This is a genomic window from Dyadobacter pollutisoli (assembly GCF_026625565.1).
Classification (GTDB): Bacteria; Bacteroidota; Bacteroidia; order Cytophagales; family Spirosomataceae; genus Dyadobacter; species Dyadobacter pollutisoli.
In genome coordinates, this window is record NZ_CP112998.1 from 1,255,144 (window position 1) to 1,282,090 (window position 26,947).

The following is a 26,947-nucleotide window of genomic DNA, read 5'->3' on the forward strand; positions in this document are numbered from 1 at the left end:
TAGTGAGAATCATCGGTCTGCTCATTGGAGCGCTATTTACCTTCTGTCATGCAAATGGAAGGCAGGCTGATTATTTTTTGTTCGATATGGGAACTCCGGTTTCCAAAGTCGAAAGTGGTTTCATTCGCATCACACCGGCCACAAAATATTCCAAAGAGCGCGGCTATGGCTGGCTGTCGGCTCCCGGGCAGGCTTTCGATACCACGTACAACCGCATCCCTGATTCGCTTTTTCAGGATGGGGTTACCGGTAAAGGAAGTTTGGTGTTTAGGGCGGATGTTCCGCCGGGCGAGTACTTTGTGTCATTAACGGTGGGTTATCCCCGAGAGCAGGCAATGCTCATGGAAATGATGGTGAACGATAGCGCTCTGGCAAATATCACTGTTCCCTGGTACCGGCTTCCGTACCGCTCTGTCCGCAGGAAAGTGACAATTGGAAGTAAAGGGGCGGTTGTCAAAGTAAAAGGGACCGGACCTGCCCAATTAGCAGGTATATACAGCCTGGAATTCAGGCCAGTGGCAGACTGGCCGTTAAATACTTTTACCAAAGCACCGGAAACGGATCTGTCCGAAATGACTTCCGTAGCACTATCATTGGAGAAAGAACTTCGAAACGATCCCGGCAATTCCGTTTTGGAAAGCCGGTTGGATATCTTGCAAAAACACATCACTGCCGCGACATTTTACGAGCAGGCAGGCTGGTCGGCGGAAGTGCGAAAAACCAGGATGAGCCAGATCCAGCGCATGTACGCGGCGATCGATCTGCTGGACCAGGTCGTGACCGATCGGGCATCTCCATTGTACTATAAGTCGCTTTACCTTTTGGCCAGAATACATTATTGGCTTGATAAAGAGGACAGTGAGTTGCTTGCAGAAAGTAAGGCGCCTGTGTTCTTCAACGAACTGTCGAAAGCCTTTCCCGACCACGAGCTGATCCGAATGTACCAAGGCGATCAGATCAAGGATCCGTACGTTTCGGATGTGGATATGCAAAATGCGCCGGATTGGGCCAGGTTCCAGCGCGAAGCAATGGGCCGAATGCTAAAAGTAATTCATTGGTGGGTCAACCAGCGCCAGGCTCCCAATGGCGAACTGGGCGGAAAGTATGCCGATGATGTGGAAATGCTTCGCTGGTGGTTGCCCGCGATCCTGGGTGCGGACGATGAAACTGTCCGCAAGGGTTACACCCGCCTGGCCGACGGGATCTGGAACAGCGGGGAGCTTGTAAGGGGTTATGACAAAAAAATTGACGACGTAGAGCACGCCGCTGAGCTTTTCAGAGATTCACACGCTGGAATGTTTTTGGTGCGTTACGGCGATCCGGCTTATGTGGAGCGCGCGATGATCAGCATGCAGAATTTTGATAAAGTATGGACAGGTACCACGCATTTGGGACACCGGCATTTTAAATCTTATTATTTCTCCTCGACCGAAACATGGGAGAAATCGCCTTACGGCGTGGACGTTCCCCTGAATGCCAGGGCATTGCTCACCGGATTATGGGCAGCCTGGTACAACCGTAACCCTACGTTAATCCGCCAATTTTCCGAGTGGGCCAATGCGTGGGTAGCCGACGCAGGAAGAACTGAAAACGGCAAACCTTCGGGCATTATTCCGCCAGCCGTATCTTTTAAAAACGAGAGGATCGGAGGTGATTCAGACAAATGGTACGACCCCGGACTACGTTACAATTACTACCAATGGGGCCATCTGGGCCACATCGCAGAACTTTACAGTTTCCTGAACGGCTTGCATGACCTGACCGGAGACAAATCTTTTCTGAACCCGATCAATAAGGTGGCGGAATTGATGACAAGCCGGGAGGAAGAAATGGAAACAGCCCAGCCCGGCTCGTTGAAATGGGTAGAACAAACACTGACGGCCGGGGGTGACGATAGAACAGCCGGGGCAAATCCGTTTGGTAACTTGTTTGCCATGACCGCCAAACTGAGCGGGGACAAGCAATACAACCGGCTGATCAGCCTATATGCCTCGCCTTATAATAAGTACCAGCTCACCGGCGATGTGAGGGAGCTGCTCGGCGGTTTTGACCAGATCCTGAATTCCCTCCGCTACAATTTCCCGCTACTGACCAGCGAGGTGAAATTTACCGACCGCGTGTATGTGAGGGGAAGCGACCTGCTGACTGGCATGTACACAGGCCATTTCGGAAGAGGTTTTGAATATCCCGCATTGGTAGCCTCCTGGAAAAATACAGGCAGAAACGTATCCGTATTCGTCAGGAAGGGCGACCGTTCTTCGGCAGTTGTTTCGCTTTACAATGCGGGAGGTGCAAAGCAGGTGGAAATGAATACCTGGATGTTGGCACCCGGCCAATATAAGCTGCACATTGGAACCGACGAAAACGATGATACCGTAGCTGAAAAGCTGATTCACGAAGCATTGGTTACGATCCGGGAGCGGGTCGGGGTGATCCGGATTGCCCTTCCTGCGAAAAGTCAGGTAGTGGTCAGGATAGATCCGGAGAAATTATCTGAGCCGAATAAAACTGCATTACCAGATATTGCGATTGCTGCCGGGGATATCCAGGTTTCGAAAAATGTGGATAAACCGGGTATTGAGGCTAACGTACATAACATTGGAAATGCGCAATCGGGTAAGTCAATAGTATATCTGATTGTAAATGACTCAGTTTCTGACAGCGCAACAGTGGCGCCCATCGACGCCCCAAATGATCTGGTACCACGTGTACAGACTGTGCATTTCAATTTCAATCCAAGGGCCGGTCAGAATCAGATCACGGTGAAGGTGAAAAGTGAAGGTCAGGAATTGAATTCCTATAACAATGTTGCAACGATCCAATATGCATATACGGTCGCCGGCGTGCTGCCGGTACTTCCTTTTCCTCAGGTGGTGAAGCAGGGAGGAAATTCAATGTCTTTTGCGGCTTCGGCCGATTTCAAAGCAACCGGACTGAACGATGGACCGTTGCAGCGACTGAAAGCGCATTGGGAAACATATAAGCCCGCAATAAATGGCGTAGTCACAAAGCAAAAACAGGTGATTGAGCTGGTTTTGCTCAAAGATCTGTCTGCTGCGGATACTGCATTTTTAGCGAAATCAAAACCTTACCGCGATAGCATTGGGGCGGAAGGTTACCTTTTACAAGCTCGGTCCGGAAAAATAACGGTCGCCGCCAATACCGAAACCGGACTTTTCTACGGGTTGCAGACCTTACGCCAACTTACGCGCGCAGGCTGGAAACAAGAGCTTTTCATTGCGGATTGGCCTGCTTTCGCTACCAGGGTGATTTTTGATGACATCAGCCGCGGACCTATTTCGACCATCGGTTATATCAAAAAACAAATCGAAAGAATGGCGGAGTTGAAGATCAACTACCTTTCCTTCTACATCGAGCACATTGTACAGCCGCTGTCCCACCCGGACTTTGCGCCCAAAGACGGGAAGCTGACTATTCCGCAGATCCGTGAGCTATCCGCTTATGCGGAGCAATTCCACATGAAACTGATTGGCAGTTTTCAGTCTTTCGGGCATTTTGAGAAAATTCTGGCTGTGCCGCAATACAAATCCATGGGCGAAACCGGCTCGCTGATTTCCCCGCTCGATCCCAAAGCCAGGCAGTTTCTGGAAGATGTGATCAGGGAACTGGCAGATTCATTTAACGCGCCATGGTTTAATGTGAATTGCGACGAAACATTTGATCTGAACAAAGGAAAATCAAAAGCATATATCGACAGCATTGGCGCAGACCGGTTTTATGCAGATCACCTGAATTTCTTGTACGGGGTTTTGAAAAAACACAACAAAAAAATGATGCTTTGGGGAGATGTGGCAATTCAATATGAAAAGATCCCCGAAATGCTGCCCAAAGACGTGGTGTACCTGACCTGGGAATACGGCCAGGCCAAGAGCTACGACCATTGGATCAAACCTTTTGCAAGCCGCGGGCTGGAATTCATGGTGTGCCCGGGCGTGCTGAATTCGTACCGGATGTTTCCTGATATGGTGATGGCGAAGGCCAATATCAAAGGTTTCATGGAAGCAGGAAAAGCGCAGGGGGCCACGGGTGCATTTACGACTTTGTGGGACGATGGGGGTACCTATCTTTTCTCGGCCGACTGGTATGGTGTGTACGCCGCAGCTGAAAAAAGCTGGAACCTGGCCGTGAAAAATGAAACTGATTTCGATAGCCGGTACAGTCTGGCGGCATACGGATCTCTCAATAGCGATTATGTAAAATCAGTATTCAAATTATTGGAATTGAGAAGCTTGCCGCTTACCTACAATATGAATGATGTTTTGTGGCAGCAGGAGTTGCTGCCACAAAAAGGGCAGTCGCTGTGGCTGAACAATACCTCGGTACCAGAAGCCAAAAAGATCCTTGCAGAAGCTTCAAGCCTCCTGGCGAATGCAAAACCACAATTCAATACCGGCGATATCCATACCCTCGAACATTCGATTGCCCAGTACACTTTAATGATGGATTCACGAAAAATATTAGCCTCGGCTGCGGCGACCTACAAACAGGCTTTTGTCTGGAAAACGGAAAAACCTGCGAAGGCTAAAAAATTGGTAGAGCAATCCGCAGATGCAGTGAAGAGGCTCAAAGAAAGGTATGTTGTTTTAAAAAATAATTACCGGAAAAGCTGGCTGGACGAGAACCAACCCTACTGGCTCGATGTGGTAATGGGTACTTATGATGTCAAAATCAGTGCATTGGCGGGACTGGAAACGGAACTTGCAAAGGCTGTGAAACCTTCGGGTAAGCTGGTTTTGCCTGCTCCCGTTGAGATTGGATTTGATATTTTGGAAACGCCACATACCTTCTTCACCTATTGGCTGCTGAGCGGGCCGTTTCCTTCGGAAAAAGAAGGTAGCGTACCCTCATTCCTTTATTCAGAAAACAAAGAATACAACAAGCCACCGATCCCCGGAGGCATTGCAACTTACAAACGGAAAAACTATCGCTGGCACAAATTCGCTTCCAAAAGCGGCGGAATGATTGATTTGAGCAACTATTTTGGAAAAACAAAGGCCGCAACCGGTTATGCGTACTGCACTTTGAATGTAACCGGCAAAAGTGTCGATGAGGTTTTTGTAACATCGACTGCGGGGACTGAGGTTTTTTGCGACGGAGAAAAAATAGCCGCGATTGCAGGAGGCGGGAATAGGGCCGTTGAGCAAAGGATGCCTGTTTCCCTGGGCAAGGGTACGCATTTATTTGTTTTGAAAATACCCCAAAAAACCGGCGCGCCCTGGACATTCAGCATGCGGCTCAGCGACGATCTGCCGGTCGTAAACACCAAGCATAAATACCAGACGAATTCTAAAAACAAAACCTATGAAGTGGAATAACCCAAATCGTTATTTGTTCGTGTTCTTGCTTTTTTCGCTTTCGGCAAACGTTGCCTGTGGGCAGGTGAAAAAAGAGGATTATCTGTTGGCCGTTGACCAGATTGCCCAATACATTTCCGGCCCGATGATGGACGAGCAAGGCAGATCGAGATGCGATTACAATATGACCGAGGGGAAATGGTACGAATATGAAGTCCCCTGGCATACCGGTCAGGCGGTCAACGCGTTGCTGGCAGCTTATAAGCAAACAGGCAACAAAAAATACCTGGTCGCTGCGATCAAAGGCGGAGAGTATTGGGCTGGATTGGAAATCAAAAACCATCCGGTGCTCAAAGGCATGGTGAACGCCCACCATGGCGATACGATAGGTGAGGATTTCATCATTTTTGCTACCGTTTCCGATGGTACCCCTGGCATTTACGAGCTATCGCGGGTAACCAAAAATGACAAATACGCCAAAGTCGCCACGTCGGCGGCTTATTGGATGATGAAAAATATGTACGATGCCGAAAACGGCATTTGCTACGATAATATCGATGCGAAAACCGGCGAAGTGCTTAAAGAGAACAGCCCGTTTTGGAAGAACAAGGCCGAGCAAACTTTGTTTGACGTTTCTCGGCCTAATACCGAAGGCTGGCTGTTCAAAGATGCATTTGAATTTTCGGGGGATAAAAAGTTCAAAGATGCTTTCATCAATCTGTGCAATAGTCTGATCGAAAAACAAGGCCCGGAAGGCGTTTGGATGAGCTTTATGCCCAATTCGGCAGAAGCCCGCTCGTTTCACCCGCGTTTTTCATTGTGGTACGCCGAATCGCTGATCCAGGCATTCAAGCTCACCGGGGATAAAAAATACCTGGACGCAGCTTCCCGTACGGCCGAGGTTTTCGCCAAAGCACAGCAAAACGACGGCACGATCTATTACGATAACTACCTCAACGGCAGGCAGCCGGATAAAGGGTCCATCACCGGTTCGGCCACGGCATTGGCCGGGATCGTCTGGATGCAGCTTTCCCAAAACGGCTACAAGCAATTTGACCAAAACATCGAAAAATCGGCCGGCTGGATCCTGAAAAACCGTTACGCACAGGACCATCCAGATCCTAACCTGCGTGGCGCGGTGCTCGAAACCCGCATCCGGTTCAGAAAAGGCAAAGCGTGGCTCACCAACCGTGACACCGGAAGCACGTTTGCCCTTCGCTTCCTGGTAGATTACATCGGCTACAAATTCAAATAAATCCTACTTATAACCGCTCTCGATTCTTTATGAAAAAACGACTCACGAACTATGGTACCCTCGCGGGTATGTTGGCCGCTTTTTTGCTCTTTTTTTCCGGTTCGCCTGTTTTTGCGCAGCAAAGCCACGGCAGTGTAAAAGGGCAGGTGACGGGTGTCAACGGTGAAATTCTTCCGGGCGCTTCCGTTTTTATCAAAGGAACCAATATCGGTAGCGTTACCGATCTGGCAGGAAACTATTCCTTGGTCAATGTTCCTGCCGGCGCGCAGACGGTCACGATCAATTACATGGGATTTGCGCCTGATGAACAATCGGTTGGCGTCATTGCCGGCAAGACTGTTTTTGCGAACGCCAAACTGAAATCGGCTGACCTGAACCTGGGCGAGGTAACTGTCACCGCACTGCTCGAAGGCCAGCGCAAGGCGCTGAACCAGCAACGCAATTCGGACAACATCAAGCAGGTGATTTCTGCCGATGTCATGGGACGTTATCCCGATCTGAACGTAGCCGAGTCATTGCAGCGTCTGCCGGGGGTTACCATTGGCCGGAACAGCAGCGGGGAAGGTGCGACGGTGCAAATGCGTGGCACGCCGGGCAATTTTACCAATATCAATGTGAATGGCGAGCAGATCATGGGAACCCAGGAAGACGGCTCCCGGAACGCGCAATTGGACGTGATCCCCATCAATGTGCTTTCATCGATGGAGGTAGTGAAAACGCTTACGCCCGATCTGGATGGCGATGCAATCGCAGGTGTGGTAAATATGAAAACCCCGACGGCTGCTACTTTGAAATCAAGATTTGCGGTTGACTTAGGGGCAGGCTACAATAACCTGCGCAGCAACCTGAACGGGATTGGAAATGCATCATGGGGCAAACGTTTCCTGGCAAGCGAGAGCAGTCCAAACGGTAAGCTGGGCGTGATTGCGACGGGAAGCTATTTCCGTACCAAAAACGGTTATGACGAGATCAGGGCGCAGGTTTGGGAGCAGAACGATTATGGAAAAGGAGCAATTTATTTCCCTACCGACATCCGTCTTTTATATGTGGAAAACCAGCGGACACGGATTGGTACTTCGGCCACCGTCGATTACAATTTCAGCCCGACGACCAATATCATTGCCAATTTCATGTACAGCACCCACAATAACGAACTGACCCGTTACCGCAAACGTACCCGGATGCAGACGGCACGGAATGTGCTGGGAGAGGACGGGGTATTTACCAATTCGAGGGGACGGGGTTATAACGAGATCAAGGCTGCGACCGAGGACAACAGCAACCTGAATTTCAATATCCAGGGTGAAACCGTGGTAGGTAAAGTGAAGCTGGATGCAGGGGTTTTTATGAACAAATCCAAGTTTGTAAACAAGTCGGGTATCTATAACTACATCACCGGCAACATCCCGCTGTCCATTTCCGATATCAGCACCGACTATTTGTCAGCTTCCGGCACGGACTGGAAAAACGATGCTTCCCTTTATACCTACAATACCGTGGAACGCGACTGGTGGAATACCAATGGTACCAATTTTACGGCCCGTTTAAATGCAAGTGTTCCTTATCAGATCGGCAATAATTCGGCTTTTTTCAAGGCTGGTGTGAAGGTAAAACGCATGCATAACGAACGCTCCCGCCCTGACGAAACCATTGTGACCACTTACGCAGGCGATGCCGCAGCTGGAAAGCTGACCAATTTCTCGGGTTCGCTGGAAGTTTCTGATGAGTTATTGGATGGAAATACCAATTTCGGATTGGGTGTCAATAAAGACAAAACGATCAATTTCCTGAATGACAACCTTGGCACCGACCTCTTTCCAATCAACGTAGGCGCAACCAGAAACAGCATCGATTCTTACTACTACGATGCCCTTGAAACCGTTTCTTCCGCCTACCTGATGAACCGGATCCAGTTTAATAAGCTGATGTTCCTGATCGGGGTAAGAATGGAGAAAACCAATGTGGATTACAAGGGGAATATTATCCAGACCGACGCCGATGGAAACTGGGCTTCGACCACGCCCAATCAGCAGACCAATGATTACCTGAAAGTACTTCCGAATGTTCAGTTCAAGTACGATATCGACAAATCTTCGCTCGTACGCGCGGCACTCACTTACGGCTACTCGCGCCCCAACTTTGTGGACCTGGTACCGGGCAGGCTGATCAGCATCCTGAGTGAAACCATTACCGATGGAAACCCGCAGCTTCAACCCGCGTTTTCGACCAATCTGGATCTGATGTATGAAAAATACCTCGATAACCTGGGTATCATTTCAGGAGGTTTCTTCTATAAAAAAATCAACAAGTTTCAGTACAACAGTGTGTTTGCATTGGCTGGAAACGAATTTGACGGTGCAGAGCGTTATGAAGGATGGAGATGGTTTAGAACCTTAAACGGCGAAAGTGCCAATGTGCTGGGTATGGAGCTGAATGTACAGGCTAATCTGACCTTCCTGCCAGGGATACTGAAAGGGATTTCTTTGATGGCCAATTACACCTATACCCATTCCAATGCCGACGCGCAGTTCCGCAAAGACCTCCGGCTGCCCGGCCAGGCAGATCACACTGCCAATGGTTCGCTGGCTTTCAATCACAAGAAATTCACCATCCAGGGTAACCTCAACTACAATGGGGCATACACGGTATTGCTTGGCGACCAGGATGCGACCGACGTGATCCGTAACCAGCGGATCCAGATCGACGCCAATGCTAGTTACCGGATCACCGACAAGATCTCCTTTTATGTGGAGGCACAAAACCTGACCAAAGCGCCACAAACGGACTATTTCGGGGAGCGTAACAGAATGTACCAGAAACAGTTCTACTCTTTCTGGGGCCGCGCCGGGGTGAAATTTAGGTTCTGAACTGAAAAACAACGCTATATAAATATCGATTAATTTAAAATATCTCTTAAATGTCTATTACTAAAAAAGGAACAGCGGATCAGCTGGAAGTCAGGATTTTTGAAAACAGGGAACAATTAGGCGATGATGCTGCAAAAACGGTGGCGGACAAGATCAACGAGCTGCATCAGACTCAGGAAGTAGTGAATATCATTTTTGCCGCTGCTGCTTCCCAAAATGAATTTCTTGCCAAACTGATCACACTGGACATTGATTGGACACGCGTCAACGCTTTTCATATGGACGAATACATTGGTTTGCCTGTCGGGGCACCACAGCACTTCAGCCATTTCCTCGGCGGCCAGATCTTCGATAAGGTACCATTTGCCAACGTTTTCCGCCTGGATGGAGGCGCGGCAGATCCGGAAGTGGAATGCGAACGTTACTCGGCCTTGCTACTGCAATATCCGACCGACATTACGTGCATGGGAATTGGCGAGAACACGCATTTGGCATTCAATGACCCTTTTGTTGCCGATTTTAATGAAAGTAAATTGGTGAAGGTGGTAGACCTGCATGTTGAGAGCAGGCAGCAGCAGGTGAATGAGGGTTGTTTCGACACACTGGAAGAAGTCCCAAAGGTAGCCTACACGCTAACCGTCCCTGCCCTGCTGAAAGCAAAAGCCATTTACAGCATGGTACCCGGCCCCTCCAAAGCCCAGGCGGTATATCATACTTTGGTGGATGAAATTTCGGAACAATATCCCTCTTCCATCATGCGTACTTTGCCCAATGCAGTCTTGTTCCTGGACAAGGCTAGCGCGGAGATGGTTTTTCAGGAGTCGAGTGTTGTTTTTGAGTAGGGGGGCATGTTGGTAATAACACCAACAGAGGCAAAAACATAATTGTTTCGGTGCGCTGCACCTCGTGTTCAATCTAAAGATCATTTATGTACCTAGCGTGCAAAAAACCTGACCATTCAAGGTGCAGCGCACCGGGACAATCTGCATAAGCAATCGAATTTTGCTTATGTAATGTTAATCTGCTCAAAAGATGATCGTGTCAGCAACTCACTTTATTTTACTTTTTTGACAAACCCAAATAACCCTAACCCAAACAATGCTAAACAATGCGACCGGAAATTACAGGTGGGCGATCTGCGCACTGTTGTTCTTTGCCACGACGATCAATTACCTCGACCGGCAGGTATTGGGATTGTTAAAACCCGTACTCGAATTGCAGTACGGATGGACGGAGCAGGATTACGGTTATATCGTGATGGCTTTTTCGGCAACTTATGCGATAGGTCTGGTGGTTTTCGGTCGGGTTGTGGATCGGATTGGGGCTAAAACGGGGTATACCATTTCCGTTACAATATGGAGTGTTGCGGCGATGTGCCATGCTTTGGTGACCAGCTCGCTGGGTTTTGGCATTGCGAGGGCTGCATTGGGAATCGGAGAATCCGGGAACTTCCCAGCGGCAGTGAAAACAGTGACCGAATGGTTTCCGAAACGGGAAAGGGCGCTGGCGACGGGTATTTTCGACTCAGGGTCCAACATCGGTGCGTGTGTTGCTCCGATACTGGTCCCCTGGCTTTTGGGCGTTTACGGCTGGCAGGCGGCATTCATCATCACCGGCGCGATCGGTTTTATCTGGCTGGTTGCGTGGCGATTGATTTACCAGCATCCCGACAACAATGCAAAATTGTCAGCCGAAGAACTTGCCTACATCCGTATTGATGATGAAGTCAATGAGGACCTTACCCCGGCAGAAAAGATCCCCTGGACAAAGCTTTTCACCCTGAAACCGACCTGGTCTTTTATCATGGGAAAATTCCTGACCGATCCAATCTGGTACTTTTTCCTGTTCTGGCTGCCTTCTTATTTCAGTACCACTTTCAATCTGGATCTCAAAAAGCCGGGTTTGCCGCTGGTGATCGTGTATTCGGCGGCAACGGTTGGCGCGATCGGAGGCGGTTTGCTTTCTTCCTGGTTTATTAAAAAGGGCTGGTCGGTTTCCAAAGCGCGCAAAGTTGCTTTGTTGATTTCTGCACTTTGCGTGGTACCCATTATCGGGGCGCGTTTTGTGTCTGATATGTGGGTGGCTGTGGGGCTTATTGGTTTGGCAGTTGCGGGTAACGCGGGCTGGAGTTCCAATATCTACACCATTGTATCCGATATGCTTCCCAAGAGCGCTGTCAGCTCCGTGATCGGGATTGGCGGGATGGCGGGTGCAATTGGCGGGGTTTTGTTCCCATTGTTCATTGGTTATACCCTTGATTTTTACAAAGAAGCAGGTAATCTGGTCGCGGGTTACAACATCATATTCATTGTGTGCGGCGTATCCTTTCTGATCGCCTGGCTGACAATCCATTTCATCACTCCCAGGATGAAGCCTGTGGAGCTTTAAGTATATCGACTCAATGTATGAAAACCATCACTCCCGTACTACTTATGAAAACCGTCACTCCTGTACTACATCCGCTGCAATCGCTTACTGCTGAGGAAATCAGCAAGTTTGTTGCATTTATCCGCCGTGAAAAAGGTCTTCCCTACAACACGACCCGTTTTGTCTCTATTGTACTCAAAGAACCTACCAAAGCCGAGGTTGCCAGGTACGCCAATGGGGGAGAAGCACCCGCGAGGGCTACATTCGCAGTCATTTACGATAGTCTGACCGGCGTCACTCACGAAGTTACCGCGCTGATCAATGAAGAGCAGATCATCAAGTGGAATTCGATCGACGGTGTGCAGCCTACCATGACCGCCGACGAACAGATTGAATGTGAAGAAGTGATCAAAAATGATCCCGCTTTTGCCGAAGCTTTAAAAAAACACGGCGTGACCAATCCCGAACTGGTCATGATCGATATCTGGACTGCGGGTAACTACGGAGCGGAAGAGGAAAGTAACCTGCGGCTGGCGCGTCCGCTTTGTTTTGTAAGAAGCGATGAAACCGACAATGGTTACGCCCGGCCAATCGAAGGTTTGCGCCCGGTAGTGGATTTGCGGCTGATGAAACTGATCCGCATTGAGGATTATGGCTATACCCCGCTTCCGCAGCAGTCGGCCAATTACCGCGCCGATCGCGTGAAAACGTTCCGGGCGGATATCAAGCCGCTGGAAATTTCACAACCCGAAGGGCCAAGTTTCACAGTCAATGGTTACGAAGTGGCGTGGCAGAAATGGAATTTCGTAGTGGGTTTCAATTCAAGGGAAGGGCTGGTTTTACACAACATTACCTACAACGACGAAGGCAATGTGCGATCGATCCTCTACCGCGCCTCCCTTTCCGAAATGGTAGTGCCTTATGGTGATCCGACGTCTACGCAGAAACGTAAAAATGCATTTGATACCGGCGAATATGGCATGGGGCAATGTGCCAACAGCCTCACATTGGGCTGCGATTGCCTGGGTTATATTCATTACCTGGATGCAGTGATGAACAACAGCCGGGGCGAGATCGTGACGATCGGGAACGCGATATGCATGCACGAAGAAGATTACGGGATTCTTTGGAAACACACCGACCGCCGCGATGGAAAAGCCGAGGTAAGGCGGTCGAGAAGATTGGTGATATCCTCTGTTTCGACCGTTGAAAATTATGAATACGGGTTTTTCTGGTATCTCTATCAGGATGGGAATATCCAGTTTGAGATCAAGTTGACTGGGATTTTATCGCTTGGAACCCTGCCCGAAGGTGTGAAATCCAAATACGGTACGCTGGTTGCGCCGCAGGTTTACGCGCCCAACCATCAGCATTTTTTCAACATGCGCCTTGATTTTGATCTGGACGGAGAATCCAATTCAGTATATGAGCTGGATGTTGTCGCCGAAGAGGAAGGGGAGGGCAATCCTTTTGAAAACGCATTTTATGCAAAAGCAACCCTGCTGGATACCGAGAAGAATGCAAGAAGAAAAATGAACTTGCCCACAGCCCGAACCTGGAAAATAGTCAACCCCAATTCCAAAAATGCATTGGGCGAGCCGGTTGGCTACAAGCTGATGCCGGGGGATAACTGTTTTCCATTCGCTAACGAGCGCACCAGCTGGTACCGCAGGGCAGGATTTGTACAAAACCATTTGTGGGTCACACCGTTTGAAGAGTCCGAAATGTTTGCTGCCGGGGATTATCCCAATCAGCATCAGGGCGGCGACGGACTGATCAAATGGACAGAACAGGACCGGAATGTGGCCGACCAGGATATCGTGATTTGGTATACCATGGGGCATACCCATATTCCGAGAATGGAGGATTATCCGGTGATGCCCACGGCGTATATTGGATTTTTATTAAAGCCAAACGGATTTTTTACCCAAAATCCTGCCAACGATGTGCCGCCGTCTGTTCCCCAGAAAGCCGGAAACGCAGCACCGGGACCTTCCTGCTGTCATTAAAAAACGCTTAAGGGAATCTGGCGATGGAGAGAAACGGAGATATCCTAAGACGGCCTTTTGGCTGGATGCATGAGGCGATCAAAATGGCTGCCGCAATCGGTATGTTGTTGTTGCCCAAATGCAGTTTATGCCTGGCTGCCTATCTGAACCTGTTCAGCATATTTGGGATCTCTTTTCGAAGTTATGCTTCGTGGGTTATGCCGGTATTGCTGTCGCTGCTCGTCATCAATCTTATGGTAGCCTACCTGAAAGCCCGCAAAATGGGCAGCTATCCTGCATTTGTGATGCTGATGGTGGGAGGTGGGCTGCTTTTTATGGGGAAGGTTTGGTTATTGAAAGAAGCTTTGAGCTATGCGGGATTATTATTCCTGGCAACCGGTTCAGTTATCCAGCTATGGCAGTCGCGCAGGATTTGCAGTCGTTCGTTTTTATAGCAGGTAGTTCCAGGGCGAATACCTGTTTACAGCATAATGATAGGCATTAAAAATTATCGCAGGCCCCGGCGGGGCAACTTAAATTGCAGGGTAAAAACGTAAGAAGGTCAGGCAATGAAAACAAAATCGACACGTACCATATTGGATCTGGGCGCGCTGGGGGTGGACAATGCGGTGCTGCTTGGAAGGTATTCATACTATGGTGCGTCCAGCAGTTTGCAGCCCCATATGCATGAGAGCATCATGGAAATTGTTTATTGCGACAGAGGCCAGCAGGTTTATGAAGTGGGGCAGCAACAATTCATGATCCGGGGCGGTGACCTATTTGTAACTTTCCCCAATGAGCAGCACAGCACCGCCGACCAGCCGGAGGAAAAGGGAATTGTGTATTGGCTTCAGATTGAGATTCCAGCAGATATCAGCCATTTCCTGGGTTACAGCGGTAAAAACGCAGCCAGTTTGCTAAATGCGCTGAAAAACCTTCCTGCCAGACATTTCAGAGGGAACACGATGATCCGGAAATATTTGGACGAAATCTTTCAGTTCGGCAAAGAAACCGCTACCGATTTTGACAGATTATCGATCCACATCCGGCTCGCTCAGTTATTGCAACTGGTCGTAGTATGCTCAGAGACAGCCCGGAACCAGCCCGGCAATAGCCTGAGAATCGAAAGGGTGAAAAAATACATTGAAGACTATTTGGATACAAATCTTTCTATTCCCGTACTCGCCAGCCACCACCGGATTTCCCAATCCCATTTTAAAAGATGGTTTAAAAATGAAGTCGGGGTGACGCCCATGGATTATATTCAGCGAAGGAAAATAGAGCGGGCGAAAAAAAAATTGGCCCACCACAGGGAGTTCAATGTGATGGATATCGCTTACCAGCTCAATTTTTCATCATCCCAGTATTTCGCGACCGTCTTTAAAAAGTACGCCGGGCAGACCCCGCTGGAATACCGCAGCCGGTTTTTTATAGAAGACCTGGCGAACTAACCTTGGCGGCTTTTACCCACCTTGTAGCCGGAAACGGAATAATATAAAAGGAACAGATAAGATGGGATCAGCACCAGATAGGCGATTTGAGGATTGTACCGGTCACTGAGCCCGCCATAAACCAGGGGAGAAAGAGCGGCGCCGATCAGCCCCATGATCAGCAGAGCCGAACCTGTTTTGGTGAATTTGCCCAGTCCATCCATCGCCAGCGGCCATATTGCAGGCCAGATGAGCGCATTACCCAGTCCAAGCATTGCGATCATCCAAAGCGAAGCTTTTCCATCCGACATCACGGCAATCATCGTAAAAACAATACCGATAACAGACGAAAACAAAAGTGCCTTCCGCTGGTTGATCCACCTGGGAATGGTGAAGATCCCGATGATATAGCTGACGATCATAATCAGGAGTGTATAGGTAGAGAAGAACTTGGCTTCCTTAAATGTAGCTCCCTGAAATTCTCCGTAGTTGATGATCGAATCCACTGCCAATACCTCCACCGTCGATCCGAAGAAAATAGCTACTGCGCCCAGCAAAAGATATGGAAATTGGAAGATGCTTGTTTTCTCAGTCGAGGCAGGTTCCGCGTTGATATCCTCATCGGCGATATCCGGCAGGGACGCGAAGCGGATCAAAATACCCAGTACCAGCAATGTAACACTTAGGATCACATAGGGTACGATCAGTCTTGCAGCCAGGTCATCGAGCAATCGGACCTGTTCCGGAGCTGACAGGTTTGGCAGCATAGCCACGAGCCGGTCGATTTCGTCCGGATCTTTTGAAATCGCGCCAAGCAGCAACAGCGGGGCGATTGCACCGGCTACCTTGTTACATACACCCATCACGCTCATTCGCATCGCGGCACTGTCGATCGGCCCTAGAATGGTAATGTACGGATTGGCGGCAGTTTGCAGAAGTGTAAGCCCAGTTGCCTGCACGAATAAGCCGGCCAGGAACAAACCGTACACCCTGTGCATCGCCGCCGGAATAAAAATGAGGCTTCCGGAAGCCATTATCCACAAGCCGAGTACCATTCCATTTTTGTAGCCTGTCCTCTTAATAATATAGGAAGAGGGGAAGGCCATGATGAAGTAGGAAACATAGAATGCAAAGGCGACGAGCATTGCCTGCTGGATGGTAAGCTGGCAGGCCAATTTGAAATACGGGATGAGTACCGCATTTACCCAACTGACGAAACCGAACACAAAAAACAACATCCCGATGATAATGGTGTATTTGGTCTGGCTGCTGTTTTCGAAACCGGCAGGTGCGCCGATCACTACTGATTTTTCCATATTATCCGGCGAATTCGTCGTTTTTCAATTGTCTGTCACCCGCGTTTTGTCTGCCATGGTCAAAGCCGTTTTCCCGCTCGTAACAGATCATTTCGCCAGGCCTGAAATTTACGATAAATGCCCTTCTTTGATTTTCAGTGGCATTTCCTCTGCTGTAATGCAAAGTCCTTCCGTGGTGGAAAGTGCAGGAGCCAGGTTTGAGCTCGACAGCAACACCTTCACCCTCGCTGGCCTCGCACATCAGCGCACCGCCCTTTTTCTTGGCAAAGGTATGTGGCCTCACTTCTTTCAGGTTGGATCCCGGCACAAACCACATGCAGCCGCTGTCCAAAGTGGCGTAGTCCAGCGAAAGCCAGCAACTCGCAGCCCTTTTATCGGGAACATTCAACCAGTAAGCTTCATCCTGGTGCCATGGTGTAATGGTGTTGGTAAATGGCGATTTATTGATCAGCATATCAAAATCCATATCAAGATCGTGGCCCATCAGCTGTCTGCTTATTTCCAATGCGCGTTTATGGTACGACATTTCCAGAAGCTCAGGTCTGAAATCGCTGGGCCACATGATCTGGGTGATATTCTCTACCGTCCCACTGTTCCCAAGTTCCTCTCCCAGGTCCGATCTGCTCGCTCCGACATCGATCTTGCCGGAAAGAAAATCATCATACATTACTTTATAAAGCTCGATTTCTTCACTGGAAATCAGGTCTTCGACAACCAGGTACCCGTGGGTGGCAAAGAAATTTATTTGCTGTTTTGTAAGCTGAATGTTATCCATGATAATTCTATTAGATACGTAAATGCAGGTTAGTATGCTCAAATGTATCTATTACTTACCCCAGGTAATTATGATTTTGTAGGGTGATACAAAATTGAACATTTGAGGTTTACGTTATTTTTTGAATTTTTAATGTTAGGGGGAGTAGAAGGAAAAAAATATTATCTGTATCACCGTTTCAGGGCTTTTCCTACATGAGCCGATAATAGCGATTCTTAGGCAGTTGAGCTTCACAACTGAATAGATTTTCTATATGTAACTTACTTAAAATGAATGAGAAATAGCTGCTTATTATCGAGCAGCCCGGCTAATTGTAGGATAAATTCCTGCCAGAACCGAGAACGATAGTTGAACACCTGATCAATCCCTTAGATTTATTGCTTGAATTAGCTTGAGAAGCTTGGTCAGGTGTTCGATTTCACTCCCTCCGTCTCCACCTCAGAGGGAAGTATGATCATTTCCCTCATTTTTTATTAAAAACAATGAGTGTGTTACTCTTGTATTTTCATAACGCTGTCGTGAAAATAGTTGTGTTTGGTATGGTGCCGTAATCATTCCGATTAATTGTTAGTACGAGCAATAGGGATTACATTCCGGATAATATTTTTTGCAAATATTATCCGGAATGTAATTGGCCATAATTTTCTGTATTTGCCGATATTTGGTAAGCAATCGCCTATATCCATCTTTCAGGGCTAACCGCCAATAGTGAGCTTTGGGATATGAGAAAAGAACAAAACAAACCCCATCAACGCTATCACCAGCTATACCTTCGATGGAAAAGTAGCGGCAAAGGTGCTCGTGTATTCTGCGAGCAGGAATCAATCAAGTATTCGACATTCTGGTATTGGGCCAAAAAGTTTAAAACTAGTGCTCTTCCCAAGCATGAGTTCATTGAAATGAAAGTTGATAAGATCGAAGTAAAGTCTTCTCAACCACTTGCCGAACTACGGCTAACTGATAAAGGTGCGCTCATTTTCTATGAGTTGCCAGAGCCTGAATGGGTAAAAGCATTGCTGTCTTAACCGACGCTATCCTTATCATCGTCTACACGTTACTTCTTATACAACCATCCGGTAGATATGCGCTGCGGAATCTATTCGCTGGCAGGCCTGGCAGCTTGTTTTCTTCTTTTTTTACAATCGAACAATCTACTCCATAACAGCGAAGGAATTTCCATCATAAGCAATGAGGCCATTGCCAGCTTAACGCTCTTTATCGCGTCGAGCAAACCAGAGGAAATGGATACTGTGAAGAAATTGGTGATTAGCATATTGAACCGAAACTACCCTTTTTCTTGAAAAAGCGAATACATCGTATGGACAGCCAGAAAATGGGAAGTATTTCAAAATCCTTAAGACACAATATTTTGACCTCAATTCAAAATGATAAAATCTCAATGTGAGATTTCCACCATCGGGAGATAATACCGTGTATGTCTAAGTTTTCCAGTCTTTTTTAGGGCTCCGAGGGCTACCATTTCCGCTAGATCTCTGGTTGCAGTGGCTGGAGAAGTTTTGCTAATTCGAATGTAGTTCTCGGCACTCAGCCCACCTTTGAAACTTTCCGGTCCTTCCCGAAACAACCGTTGTGCTACTTTGGACTGACGCTCATTCAGCTTATTCCGGAAGTCCTCAAAGTAGCGCGCCTTTTCCACAATAAATAGAATCAATTTCTGCACATTGACTTGGGCTTTCAATACCTCCTCAGAAAAATAAACTAACCACTTTGTCACCTCCAACGAGCCATTGGCACGCTCCAAAGCCTGATAATATGCCTTTTTGTTTTGCTCTATGGTACTGGACAGTGAAGTGATCAGGGGATTTTTGGCTCCCATAGTCAATGCCTTTTCTGCAATGGCACGTCCGATTCGACCATTTCCGTCCTCAAAGGGGTGAATTAATTCAAAAAACAGGTGAGCCAAACCAGCATGAACCAACGTAGGTGTTCCTTCATTGAAAGCTCGGTTGAACCAAAGAAGATAATTTTCCATCTCTTTTGGCACCCTATAAGATGGTGGAGCCTCATAGAAAACTTGGGACAAATCTAACCTCCCCGAAACAATCTGCATCGGATCTTCATGAACTCGGTAACCTCCAACTATTTCCAAATCTATCCTTCCGTTCATCATCATTTGATGCCAGGAGAATAGGCGCTCTTGGTCAAGGGGCTCACTGTAACTCTTGTAGAGATCCACCATCATTCGGGAAACACCGGTTTCTTTGGGGCCAGATCTTCTTCCGTCAGTCTGCAGTCCCAGCTGACCGCGGATAGATGATTGAACAGAATCTCTGTCTAATATCTCCCCTTCAATTTTTGATGTATCCAGCGCTTCGTTGCTCAAAAGACTCACCTTTAGTTCATCCGCATCGTCAGCCGACACAGAACTGAGTGAACCTAAAATCAAACCCGAATTCCGATGAAATTCGCGTTCTAAATGTATGAATTCCGCTGGGTCAAATGTGAATTTTGGCCAATCCGGTCTTTCCCATATCCATTTCATCTGTTTATAATTGATTTTTATTGGTCAGATGGAATGCCCTGAATAATCATCCCACTGTGCGAGAAGTCATTCTCATGGGCATTTCATGAGCTATCAAACTTGTTTCTATAACTCAATAATACGAAATAAATGAGTTATAGAATGATTTTCTATTCCTCATAGGCAAAGACTTGGTGAAAAACTATATCGAAAAGCATATAATCAAAAGATTCTGCACATATTTATATGTAAGTACATATAGAATGGATCAACTAGCCGAATTTGTAAAAAGCAGAAGGAAGCAATTGGGTCTTACTCAGGGAGAATTTGCCGACAAAGCTGGGGTTGCACTTACTGTAATTGCACTTACTGTAATCCGGAAAATCGAACAAGGCAAAGAAAACCTTAACTTATCCAAAGTCAATCATGTATTAAGTATGTTTGGCCATGTATTGACACCTACTGATGCAAAAGATCCAAACAGGTTCAGTAAAATACAACTCTAAGCTTACTGCTCCTTGCCAAGGATCGAAAGAATTTGCGCCGTTCCAAAATCTTGTAAAAGTTTAGTTATTAATAGGAATAAACCTACCAAATCGACAGTTTCTTTGATTTTTGTACCGAATTTGTACCGTTATTTTATCAACGATCTGTTTTTCAATTAACTACACTTTCTGTATCGGGAAGTAATAAGTAGCCATAAATATATATTAACAAGCATATGTAAAATTCAGCCGGGGGACTATCGGATCTACCGTTTTGACTATCAAAATATGCTTGGATTGGCTATTCCGGAGCCCTCTTTGCCCCGGAATAGCCACACGGTCGAAGTAGATGAAACCAATGTTAGCGGCCAAGATGATGAAGCACTGGGGACGTAACGAATGGAAGAAAAAACTAGTGGTTACAGGTATTGAGAAAAAGGACGCGGCATTTCTAGAATGTACGGAAAAGTCATTCAAACGGCTGAGAAGAAGAACCTTAAACCCTTTATGATGGAGAGCATTCACCCAAAGGCACATATTCGTGCTGACGGGTGGCCGGGATATAGAGGACTAAAAAAGGAATTCCCAAACTTAATCCACGAGAAGTCAGGGAAAAAAGGGAAGATTTTCCCGCAATTACATTGGGCAATAATGATGTTTAATGCCTGGTTAAGAGGGATGCATCATTCTGTCGACTATTTGCAAGCCTATATCAATGAATATACCTATCGATTTAACAGGCACAAAATGAAGGAGGGAATATTCGAAAATCTAATGATCCGAATGGTTGCTAAGCCTCCGTTTATGTATAAGATGGTTATTAATCAGTAGCCTAATTCAATAAAATTAAATAGTATGGGCTTCTCAAACTTGAGTAAATTAATAACGGCATGAAATAGATACACCGTCCATTTCATGCCAGCCTTGTATTTATCAAATCTATTTCTGGCTGACTTATACCGTATTCTTTTGCCAAGGTCTTCCACTGCCCCAAGGCAGCCTTTGTTTGTGCAATAATTTCATTTACAAGAGCTTTGGACAAACCCGCTTCAATACCTAGCTTTATAAGCTGCTTGTCGCCGGGATTTCTTCCTTCTCCCATTACCATTGTGCTTTGTTCTCCCCCAGGTCCATTAGAAAACGTCAGATCATAAGCTGGCGATAACTTCCATTCCCCTTTATCATCCATCAGAAAACTGAAATTTTTGGCATGGTCATCACGGTTATGGGCCAGGACATTGAATACAGCCAGTCTATACATTTTCTCAACCTCACGGATGTCTTTCGTAAGCCGACCAGTAAGCGTCAGTAAATCTTCATAATCTAATGATGGTGTCCGAAAATCACTATGCAATAACCCGCTTACCGTATGCATGTGATATCTTTTAATACCATCCCGGTCAAAGCGTTTTGCTGCAAAATATCCGCATCCTTTGCTAGCAGCAAATAAATGAGCGTCTGACATTACAACGCCTGCCTCTCTTGCCATCAGGGCATAAACGTATTCAATAGCACCGGAATCAAGTCCGTCCTGAGAATTTGGGAACTTGATCAGCCAGGGCTCAAATCTATCGGCGAGTTGCTTTGCACCATGGGTTATATTCTGGCGGGTCTCATCAACCCCTATGAGCGCTTTGGGTCTTGCCCCGGCAGATGATCCATTTAGAGAAAGTAGCTCCTGAATGATCTTTTCTGAACTTCCTGTAAGAACTTCACCGGCGTGCTGAGCAAGTTGATCCAGATCAATAAAGCTATCTTCTATATCAGACGGACTATGATCCGGTTCATATACTAAGGCTCCCATTCCGTGAAATCCCACATGTGCCAAACGATCCAGTGGAGTAATATCTGACGGCAATATGTTTTGAGAACGCGCAAGGCGGTCAAATAGTAAACGACCCCAGCCATCGGGTAGGCTATCGCTAAAAACACCCGCCAATCCTGCGAAAGGTCTTGTTTCAAAAGCGGTAACGCCTGTTTTGAGAGGCAATCGTAAAGGAGAAATCTCCAATCCTCTTTGAATGAATGAAGCCTCATATTCAAAATAAATGGTGTGGTCGCGAATAGCCAAACGCCCAACCGGAAGAATTTCGCTGCCGAAATCCAATCTTACTTTGAGTTCTGTGGTAAGCCGTTTCATTTGCGACGACCTCGTTTACGGATTGAAGTCTCTTCCTTCAACACTTCATCAATAGAAGAAAATGCTGGTTTTACAGGCTTGATAGCCTCAATCACTTCCTCGATGCCGCCTACAACCAAAAGGAGCCTAAGGAATGACTCTAAAGAGATGACCCCTTTCTGCTCAAATTTTCTTAGAGTTGGTAGTGCAACGCCTGAACGCTCTGCCAAACCTTCCTGAGTAAGGCCCGCACTTAGACGCCTGGATCGCACGTTCTCTGCAAGCTTACGAAGCGCCTTTGACGGCGATATAAGTGTTATCATTGTAGTACCTATCGCTATTTTAACCTAATAGTTAATACTATTGTATCACAAATATAGTTAATTGAAAGCTAAGAATGCCTTACTTAGATGGTTTTAAGTTAAAATTATCAGTATTAGATCCTGGTTTTAAACAATGGCTAATGACCTTTGCTCCCATTTGTTGCAAGTCAATTGAGGTATTGACAGCGCTAGATGCTCAAGGTGGCAAACAAAACAAGTGAATGCCACCTATACCCTAAATGTTAGTCCATATTGATCTATGGCACAGGAACTTACAAAATGAACTTCGTGATTATTCAGGTTCTTGAGGCATAATAAGTTGGATACACGCTTGTTGTTGGAAAAGCGTGTACATCCATTTATAGTTTCTCGCATCAATCATAATTGCTGTGCGTTATGTCACAATTATCTGATAAATATGTGACATACGAGACGCCAAGTTATTTGAATCAACGGACTCATAATCGGTAGGTGCCTGGTTCGATTCCAGGTGGGTACACTTGAAAATCAAGGACTTAGCGAATTTCGCTAAGTCCTTTTTCTTTTACGTGCAATACAAATTTGTTTATTAGTGCAATAGCGGTAGTGTGCAGTGATGCATTTTTATTCCACGAATATTTTTTGCGATTCGTTAAAATACTCCTAATGGATTATTGATAAGAAAATTTCTGAAATAAGACACCGCTGATAACAGTCACTAATCTTTAAAAATTTTTGCCAGGTTCTTATCAGACGCCATACCTGGCGCACTCGACTTTTAGAATAATCTTTCGGCTAAATTTTCAACATTCAACTTGCTCGTTATTTCAAATTGTTCACTGAACGCGAACTAGCGAATAAAACGAACAAACTATTCTGCCGGAAAGTGGGAGTGCAGCATATCTGGCATTAAAAATGGCTATTTTTAATGCCAGATATGCTGCACTCCCACTTCATAGATGTCAACTTTAACACTAACATTAAAATAACGAATTTTTAATGTTAGTGCGGTGCTTATGCAATACAATTAAGGCCACAATTACTTGCTAACATTAAAATAACCGATTTTTAATGTTAAATCATTCTGCCTATATTTGATAATCTTACTGACTTATAAATTGATATTACCCAACTATGCCCTATACCCTTAATCCTGACCGGGCTCAGCCCTGGAATGGGCTTCCGGAACTCCCTATCGGAGAGGAGCACTATAAGACATTAGATGTCTACGAACAACTGGTAAACTCCAAAGCTGCGATCGCACGATTACAAGGTAGAAGTGCCGCTATACCAAATCAGGGAATGTTGATCAATACAATCAGTCTGCAGGAAGCCAAGGCTTCAAGTGCAGTAGAAAACATTTTCACAACAGACGATGAGCTATACAAGGCATTCAGTGATAACCCCAATCAGGTTCAACAGGGACCATCCAAGGAGGTTTTACATTATCGGGAATCTTTATGGGAAGGGTATCATTATTTAAAACAATCCCGTACATTCAACAGGGAGTATCTTGAATTAATCTATAAAAAAATTACAGGAGAAACTGATGGAATACGTAAACCTTTTGCGCAAATATATATCAAGCAGGGAGGAACAGGTCCAAATGCCGGGACCGCCATCTACACGCCTCCCCGTGGAGCTGGTATAGTGGAAGCTAAAATTGATAATCTGTTGCTATTTATGAATGACGATGATCAATTTAATACTGACCCTTTGATTAAAATGGCCATAGGACATCTGCAGTTTGAAGCTATCCATCCTTTCAGAGATGGAAACGGCAGAACAGGCAGGATTTTCAATATCCATTATCTTGTTGAAAAAGGATTGCTGGACCTTCCAATTCTATTTCTTAGCAAATATATACTGGAGCACAAGGAAGACTATTATCACGCACTCGCATCAGTTACGCAGAGAGCCTCCTGGCAAAACTGGATTATTTATATGCTTAAGGCTGTGGAGGTAACTGCCAATGACACGTATTATAAAATCAACGATATTATCTCTACAAAAGATGCAATACTTGACGAAGTGAGATCAGAAACGGACATAGCACGTCCGGAAGCACTCGTTGACGTAATATTCACTAACCCATTCACAAAAGTCCGGCACTTTACCGAAAAAGGCATTTTTGCAGAAAACACAGCAAGATCATACTTAAAAAAGTTAACAGATATGGGAATAGTTGAAATGAAGAGTATAGGAGGCAATCACTATTTTGTCAATCTGGAATTACATAGGATACTGTCCGAATAGCAGATAATTCAAACAATAATAATCGTGTGGCAATTCCCTGTCTTATTAGCACAAAGAAACCAACAAACCACTGTAAGCCCTTCAACTAAGCATGAACAGAGCACAAAACTTTGACCTTTCAGTCGACGGAGCCCAGTGCCACGCAGATCGCCTAAAACTGGAAAGCCCTATTGAAACCTTATTCATTGATGCCTTTGAGAAATACGTATCGTCCAAGGTTGAAATCTATCCTCAACACGAAGTTCAGACGCCTTGGGGTATGTTTCGACTTGACTTCCTGCTTCAGCTTGGAGAAAAAAGAATTGCCATCGAATGCGACGGAAAAGATTTTCATGATGCTTACCGTGATGAGTGGCGGGACGCACTCATGCTGGGAAGCAATCTGACCGATAGTATTTATCGTTTTAGAGGGAAAGACCTGTTCTGGAACGTCAACGACTGCGTTCATCTTATTTACTTTTACGATAAGGACCTGTTCAATTCCCGCTATCAATATAATTATTCAAGACTCATCACAGAAGATTTACAAGAAAGGCTTGACGAAGATCCTTTTGTCGATCAGGAGACACATTGGATAGACTACGCCATCCGGGATGAGAACAACAGAATGACTGGTATGGCAAACCTTGTCATCCATCGCAGGTGTCAGGCTGACAAAAAGGCTTTCTGGAATTCATTGTTTTCGATCGCAGAACAAAATCACGGGGCCAGCATTGAACAACTTATTTCCCTTAAAGAGAGAAAGCCATAGCAATTCGACCGATACAAGCAAAAGACAGTTACATTACAATCCGCTAAATGTATTTTGGAATATATTCTCGACAGCCCCACACTTGAATTGTTATGGGCGATTCTAAACAGCTCGATTCGCCCGGCATCTCCATTGAAAGCAAGGGTTACCTTCAATAATATCGTAAAGTTAGGATGGCTAACAGCATGCGATTTTGAGACCCTTTTCTATTGGCTGGATCCCAGACTTACGACGAGTGAATTTGACTCTTACAAAGTGTCAAGAATGCTTGGCATTCAATGGGAACGTTTTACATACCGCTCCCGGGTTGCTCAAAAAGAAATTTTTTGGCATCAGGGAATGCGAGCAAACGACGTTGCACTATTTCTGATCCTGCTTGAGAAGATCGGCTTTGAATGTGACGCAAACTATTTGATTAATTTGCTAAAACCTAAGATTCTAGCGAAGGAAAATAAGGCGTTTACTCAAAGTGAGCTAGCCATTACAACGTTCGAGAAAAAGAGACACAAGCATGGTGAACTTTATCTATTAGCGGATTCAAAAAAGAATTTGCCGCTTCAATCAAAAGTTGCAGGCCACCTAACTACCCGTTTAGGATACAGACTCGCAATGAAACAAAATGCAGATGGCCGCATTGTAAGTATACGCATCAGCTCGCCCAAACAGCCCAGGGACATGCGAGAAACCCTGACGGTTCGTTGCGCTGACTGTGGCGAAGTTTGGGAAAAAGGAGACCCGGACTCCAGCTATGCTCACAGACAGCAGCATAAAAAGAAAATGAGATATCTGGATCCTCAGCCTCACAGGCAGTATCTACGGGAAATGCAGACAGAGCAAATGCCAGCGCTTGTAACGTGGCGTTCGCCAGTCTGGAAACACAGGGAAATGCATAGCAGGGCGCTTGCATTCAAAAGGGAAATGCAATACGATTCTTTTCAATGGGCTGCGCCAGGCCAGCCAAGGGATATAGAGGCGGTGGGATATCTGGTGACAAATGATAAGGGAGCTATTATTGGTGCTTATTGTTTCAGGGAAAGAATTCGTCGCGACCAAAGCAAACAATGGACGCTGGACTGGGTATGGATATGTCCCAAATACAGGAGAATGGGATTTTTAACAAAGCAATGGAAAAGTTTAAAAGACATGTTCGGCGATTTTGCGATAGAACCGCCTGTATCTGATTCCATGAAACGATTCCTTGAAAAACAAAAAGACACACATTTACTGAGTGTTTGATTA

General features: G+C 46.2%; 20 protein-coding genes. 15 read left to right on the forward strand and 5 right to left on the reverse strand.

Annotated elements, in window-relative coordinates; genetic code table 11:
* The first annotated feature begins 2 nt into the window (after nt 1-2).
* From ON006_RS05305 to ON006_RS05340, 8 genes are all read left to right on the forward strand, one after another.
* Complete coding sequence (locus ON006_RS05305) at nt 3-5,336, forward strand: glycoside hydrolase family 20 zincin-like fold domain-containing protein (protein WP_244819514.1); 5,334 nt, start codon at nt 3-5, stop codon at nt 5,334-5,336.
* Nucleotides 5,323-6,570, forward strand: coding sequence for a D-glucuronyl C5-epimerase family protein (locus ON006_RS05310; RefSeq protein ID WP_244819513.1), 1,248 nt, complete (start codon nt 5,323-5,325; stop codon nt 6,568-6,570). The genes ON006_RS05305 and ON006_RS05310 overlap by 14 nt, the downstream gene beginning before the upstream one ends.
* Nucleotides 6,571-6,599: 29 nt before the next feature.
* Nucleotides 6,600-9,437 (forward strand): TonB-dependent receptor, encoded by a 2,838-nt coding sequence (locus ON006_RS05315; RefSeq protein ID WP_244819512.1) that lies wholly within the window; start codon nt 6,600-6,602, stop codon nt 9,435-9,437.
* A 50-nt stretch (nt 9,438-9,487) separates the two neighbouring features.
* On the forward strand, nt 9,488-10,279 hold the full coding sequence (locus ON006_RS05320; RefSeq protein ID WP_244819511.1) for a glucosamine-6-phosphate deaminase: 792 nt from the start codon (nt 9,488-9,490) through the stop codon (nt 10,277-10,279).
* A 256-nt stretch (nt 10,280-10,535) separates the two neighbouring features.
* On the forward strand, nt 10,536-11,825 hold the full coding sequence (locus tag ON006_RS05325) for an MFS transporter (protein WP_244819510.1): 1,290 nt from the start codon (nt 10,536-10,538) through the stop codon (nt 11,823-11,825).
* A gap of 17 nt (nt 11,826-11,842) precedes the next feature.
* Entirely contained in the window at nt 11,843-13,813 is a 1,971-nt protein-coding gene (locus tag ON006_RS05330; protein WP_244819509.1) for a primary-amine oxidase, read from the forward strand.
* Nucleotides 13,814-13,836: 23 nt separating this feature from the next.
* Nucleotides 13,837-14,247 (forward strand): hypothetical protein, encoded by a 411-nt coding sequence (locus tag ON006_RS05335; protein ID WP_244819508.1) that lies wholly within the window; start codon nt 13,837-13,839, stop codon nt 14,245-14,247.
* Between the two features lie 114 nt (nt 14,248-14,361).
* Complete coding sequence (locus tag ON006_RS05340; protein WP_244819507.1) at nt 14,362-15,243, forward strand: AraC family transcriptional regulator; 882 nt, start codon at nt 14,362-14,364, stop codon at nt 15,241-15,243.
* Here ON006_RS05340 and ON006_RS05345 read toward each other — a convergent pair.
* Nucleotides 15,240-16,538, reverse strand: coding sequence for a sugar MFS transporter (locus ON006_RS05345; RefSeq protein WP_244819506.1), 1,299 nt, complete (start codon nt 16,536-16,538; stop codon nt 15,240-15,242). The two genes, ON006_RS05340 and ON006_RS05345, sit on opposite strands and share 4 nt — an antisense overlap.
* Before the next feature lies 1 nt (nt 16,539).
* Nucleotides 16,540-17,313 (reverse strand): phytanoyl-CoA dioxygenase family protein, encoded by a 774-nt coding sequence (locus tag ON006_RS05350; RefSeq protein WP_244819505.1) that lies wholly within the window; start codon nt 17,311-17,313, stop codon nt 16,540-16,542.
* Between the two features lie 722 nt (nt 17,314-18,035).
* Here ON006_RS05350 and tnpA point away from each other — a divergent pair.
* Both tnpA and ON006_RS05360 read left to right on the forward strand, forming a co-directional pair.
* Nucleotides 18,036-18,338: an IS66 family insertion sequence element accessory protein TnpA gene (gene tnpA, locus ON006_RS05355; RefSeq protein ID WP_244819504.1), complete on the forward strand. Its 303-nt coding sequence runs from the start codon at nt 18,036-18,038 to the stop codon at nt 18,336-18,338.
* A gap of 57 nt (nt 18,339-18,395) precedes the next feature.
* On the forward strand, nt 18,396-18,614 hold the full coding sequence (locus ON006_RS05360) for a hypothetical protein (RefSeq protein ID WP_244819503.1): 219 nt from the start codon (nt 18,396-18,398) through the stop codon (nt 18,612-18,614).
* Nucleotides 18,615-18,709: 95 nt separating this feature from the next.
* Here ON006_RS05360 and ON006_RS05365 read toward each other — a convergent pair whose 3' ends face one another.
* Entirely contained in the window at nt 18,710-19,816 is a 1,107-nt protein-coding gene (locus ON006_RS05365; RefSeq protein ID WP_244819502.1) for a Fic family protein, read from the reverse strand.
* A 242-nt stretch (nt 19,817-20,058) separates the two neighbouring features.
* On the opposite strand from ON006_RS05365, the gene ON006_RS05370 reads away from it, so the two are divergent.
* Both ON006_RS05370 and ON006_RS05375 read left to right on the forward strand, forming a co-directional pair.
* The gene (locus ON006_RS05370) at nt 20,059-20,301 is read left to right on the forward strand and encodes a helix-turn-helix domain-containing protein (RefSeq protein ID WP_244819501.1); all 243 of its coding nucleotides are present in this window, start codon (nt 20,059-20,061) and stop codon (nt 20,299-20,301) included.
* Nucleotides 20,302-20,736: 435 nt separating this feature from the next.
* Entirely contained in the window at nt 20,737-21,111 is a 375-nt protein-coding gene (locus ON006_RS05375) for a transposase (RefSeq protein WP_244819500.1), read from the forward strand.
* A gap of 82 nt (nt 21,112-21,193) precedes the next feature.
* On the opposite strand, the gene ON006_RS05380 is transcribed toward ON006_RS05375, so the two are convergent.
* Both ON006_RS05380 and ON006_RS05385 read right to left on the reverse strand, forming a co-directional pair.
* Nucleotides 21,194-22,420, reverse strand: coding sequence for a type II toxin-antitoxin system HipA family toxin (locus ON006_RS05380; RefSeq protein ID WP_244819499.1), 1,227 nt, complete (start codon nt 22,418-22,420; stop codon nt 21,194-21,196).
* Nucleotides 22,417-22,722 (reverse strand): helix-turn-helix domain-containing protein, encoded by a 306-nt coding sequence (locus ON006_RS05385; protein ID WP_255772823.1) that lies wholly within the window; start codon nt 22,720-22,722, stop codon nt 22,417-22,419. Before ON006_RS05385 ends, ON006_RS05380 begins: the two co-directional genes overlap by 4 nt.
* A 1,113-nt stretch (nt 22,723-23,835) precedes the next feature.
* Between ON006_RS05385 and ON006_RS05390 the strand changes: the two genes are divergently transcribed.
* From ON006_RS05390 to ON006_RS05400, 3 genes are all read left to right on the forward strand, one after another.
* Complete coding sequence (locus ON006_RS05390) at nt 23,836-24,957, forward strand: Fic family protein (RefSeq protein WP_244819498.1); 1,122 nt, start codon at nt 23,836-23,838, stop codon at nt 24,955-24,957.
* 91 nt (nt 24,958-25,048) lie between these two features.
* Complete coding sequence (locus ON006_RS05395) at nt 25,049-25,708, forward strand: putative endonuclease domain-containing protein (protein ID WP_244819497.1); 660 nt, start codon at nt 25,049-25,051, stop codon at nt 25,706-25,708.
* A 264-nt stretch (nt 25,709-25,972) separates the two neighbouring features.
* Nucleotides 25,973-26,944, forward strand: coding sequence for a hypothetical protein (locus tag ON006_RS05400; RefSeq protein ID WP_244819496.1), 972 nt, complete (start codon nt 25,973-25,975; stop codon nt 26,942-26,944).
* Nucleotides 26,945-26,947: the final 3 nt, after the last annotated feature.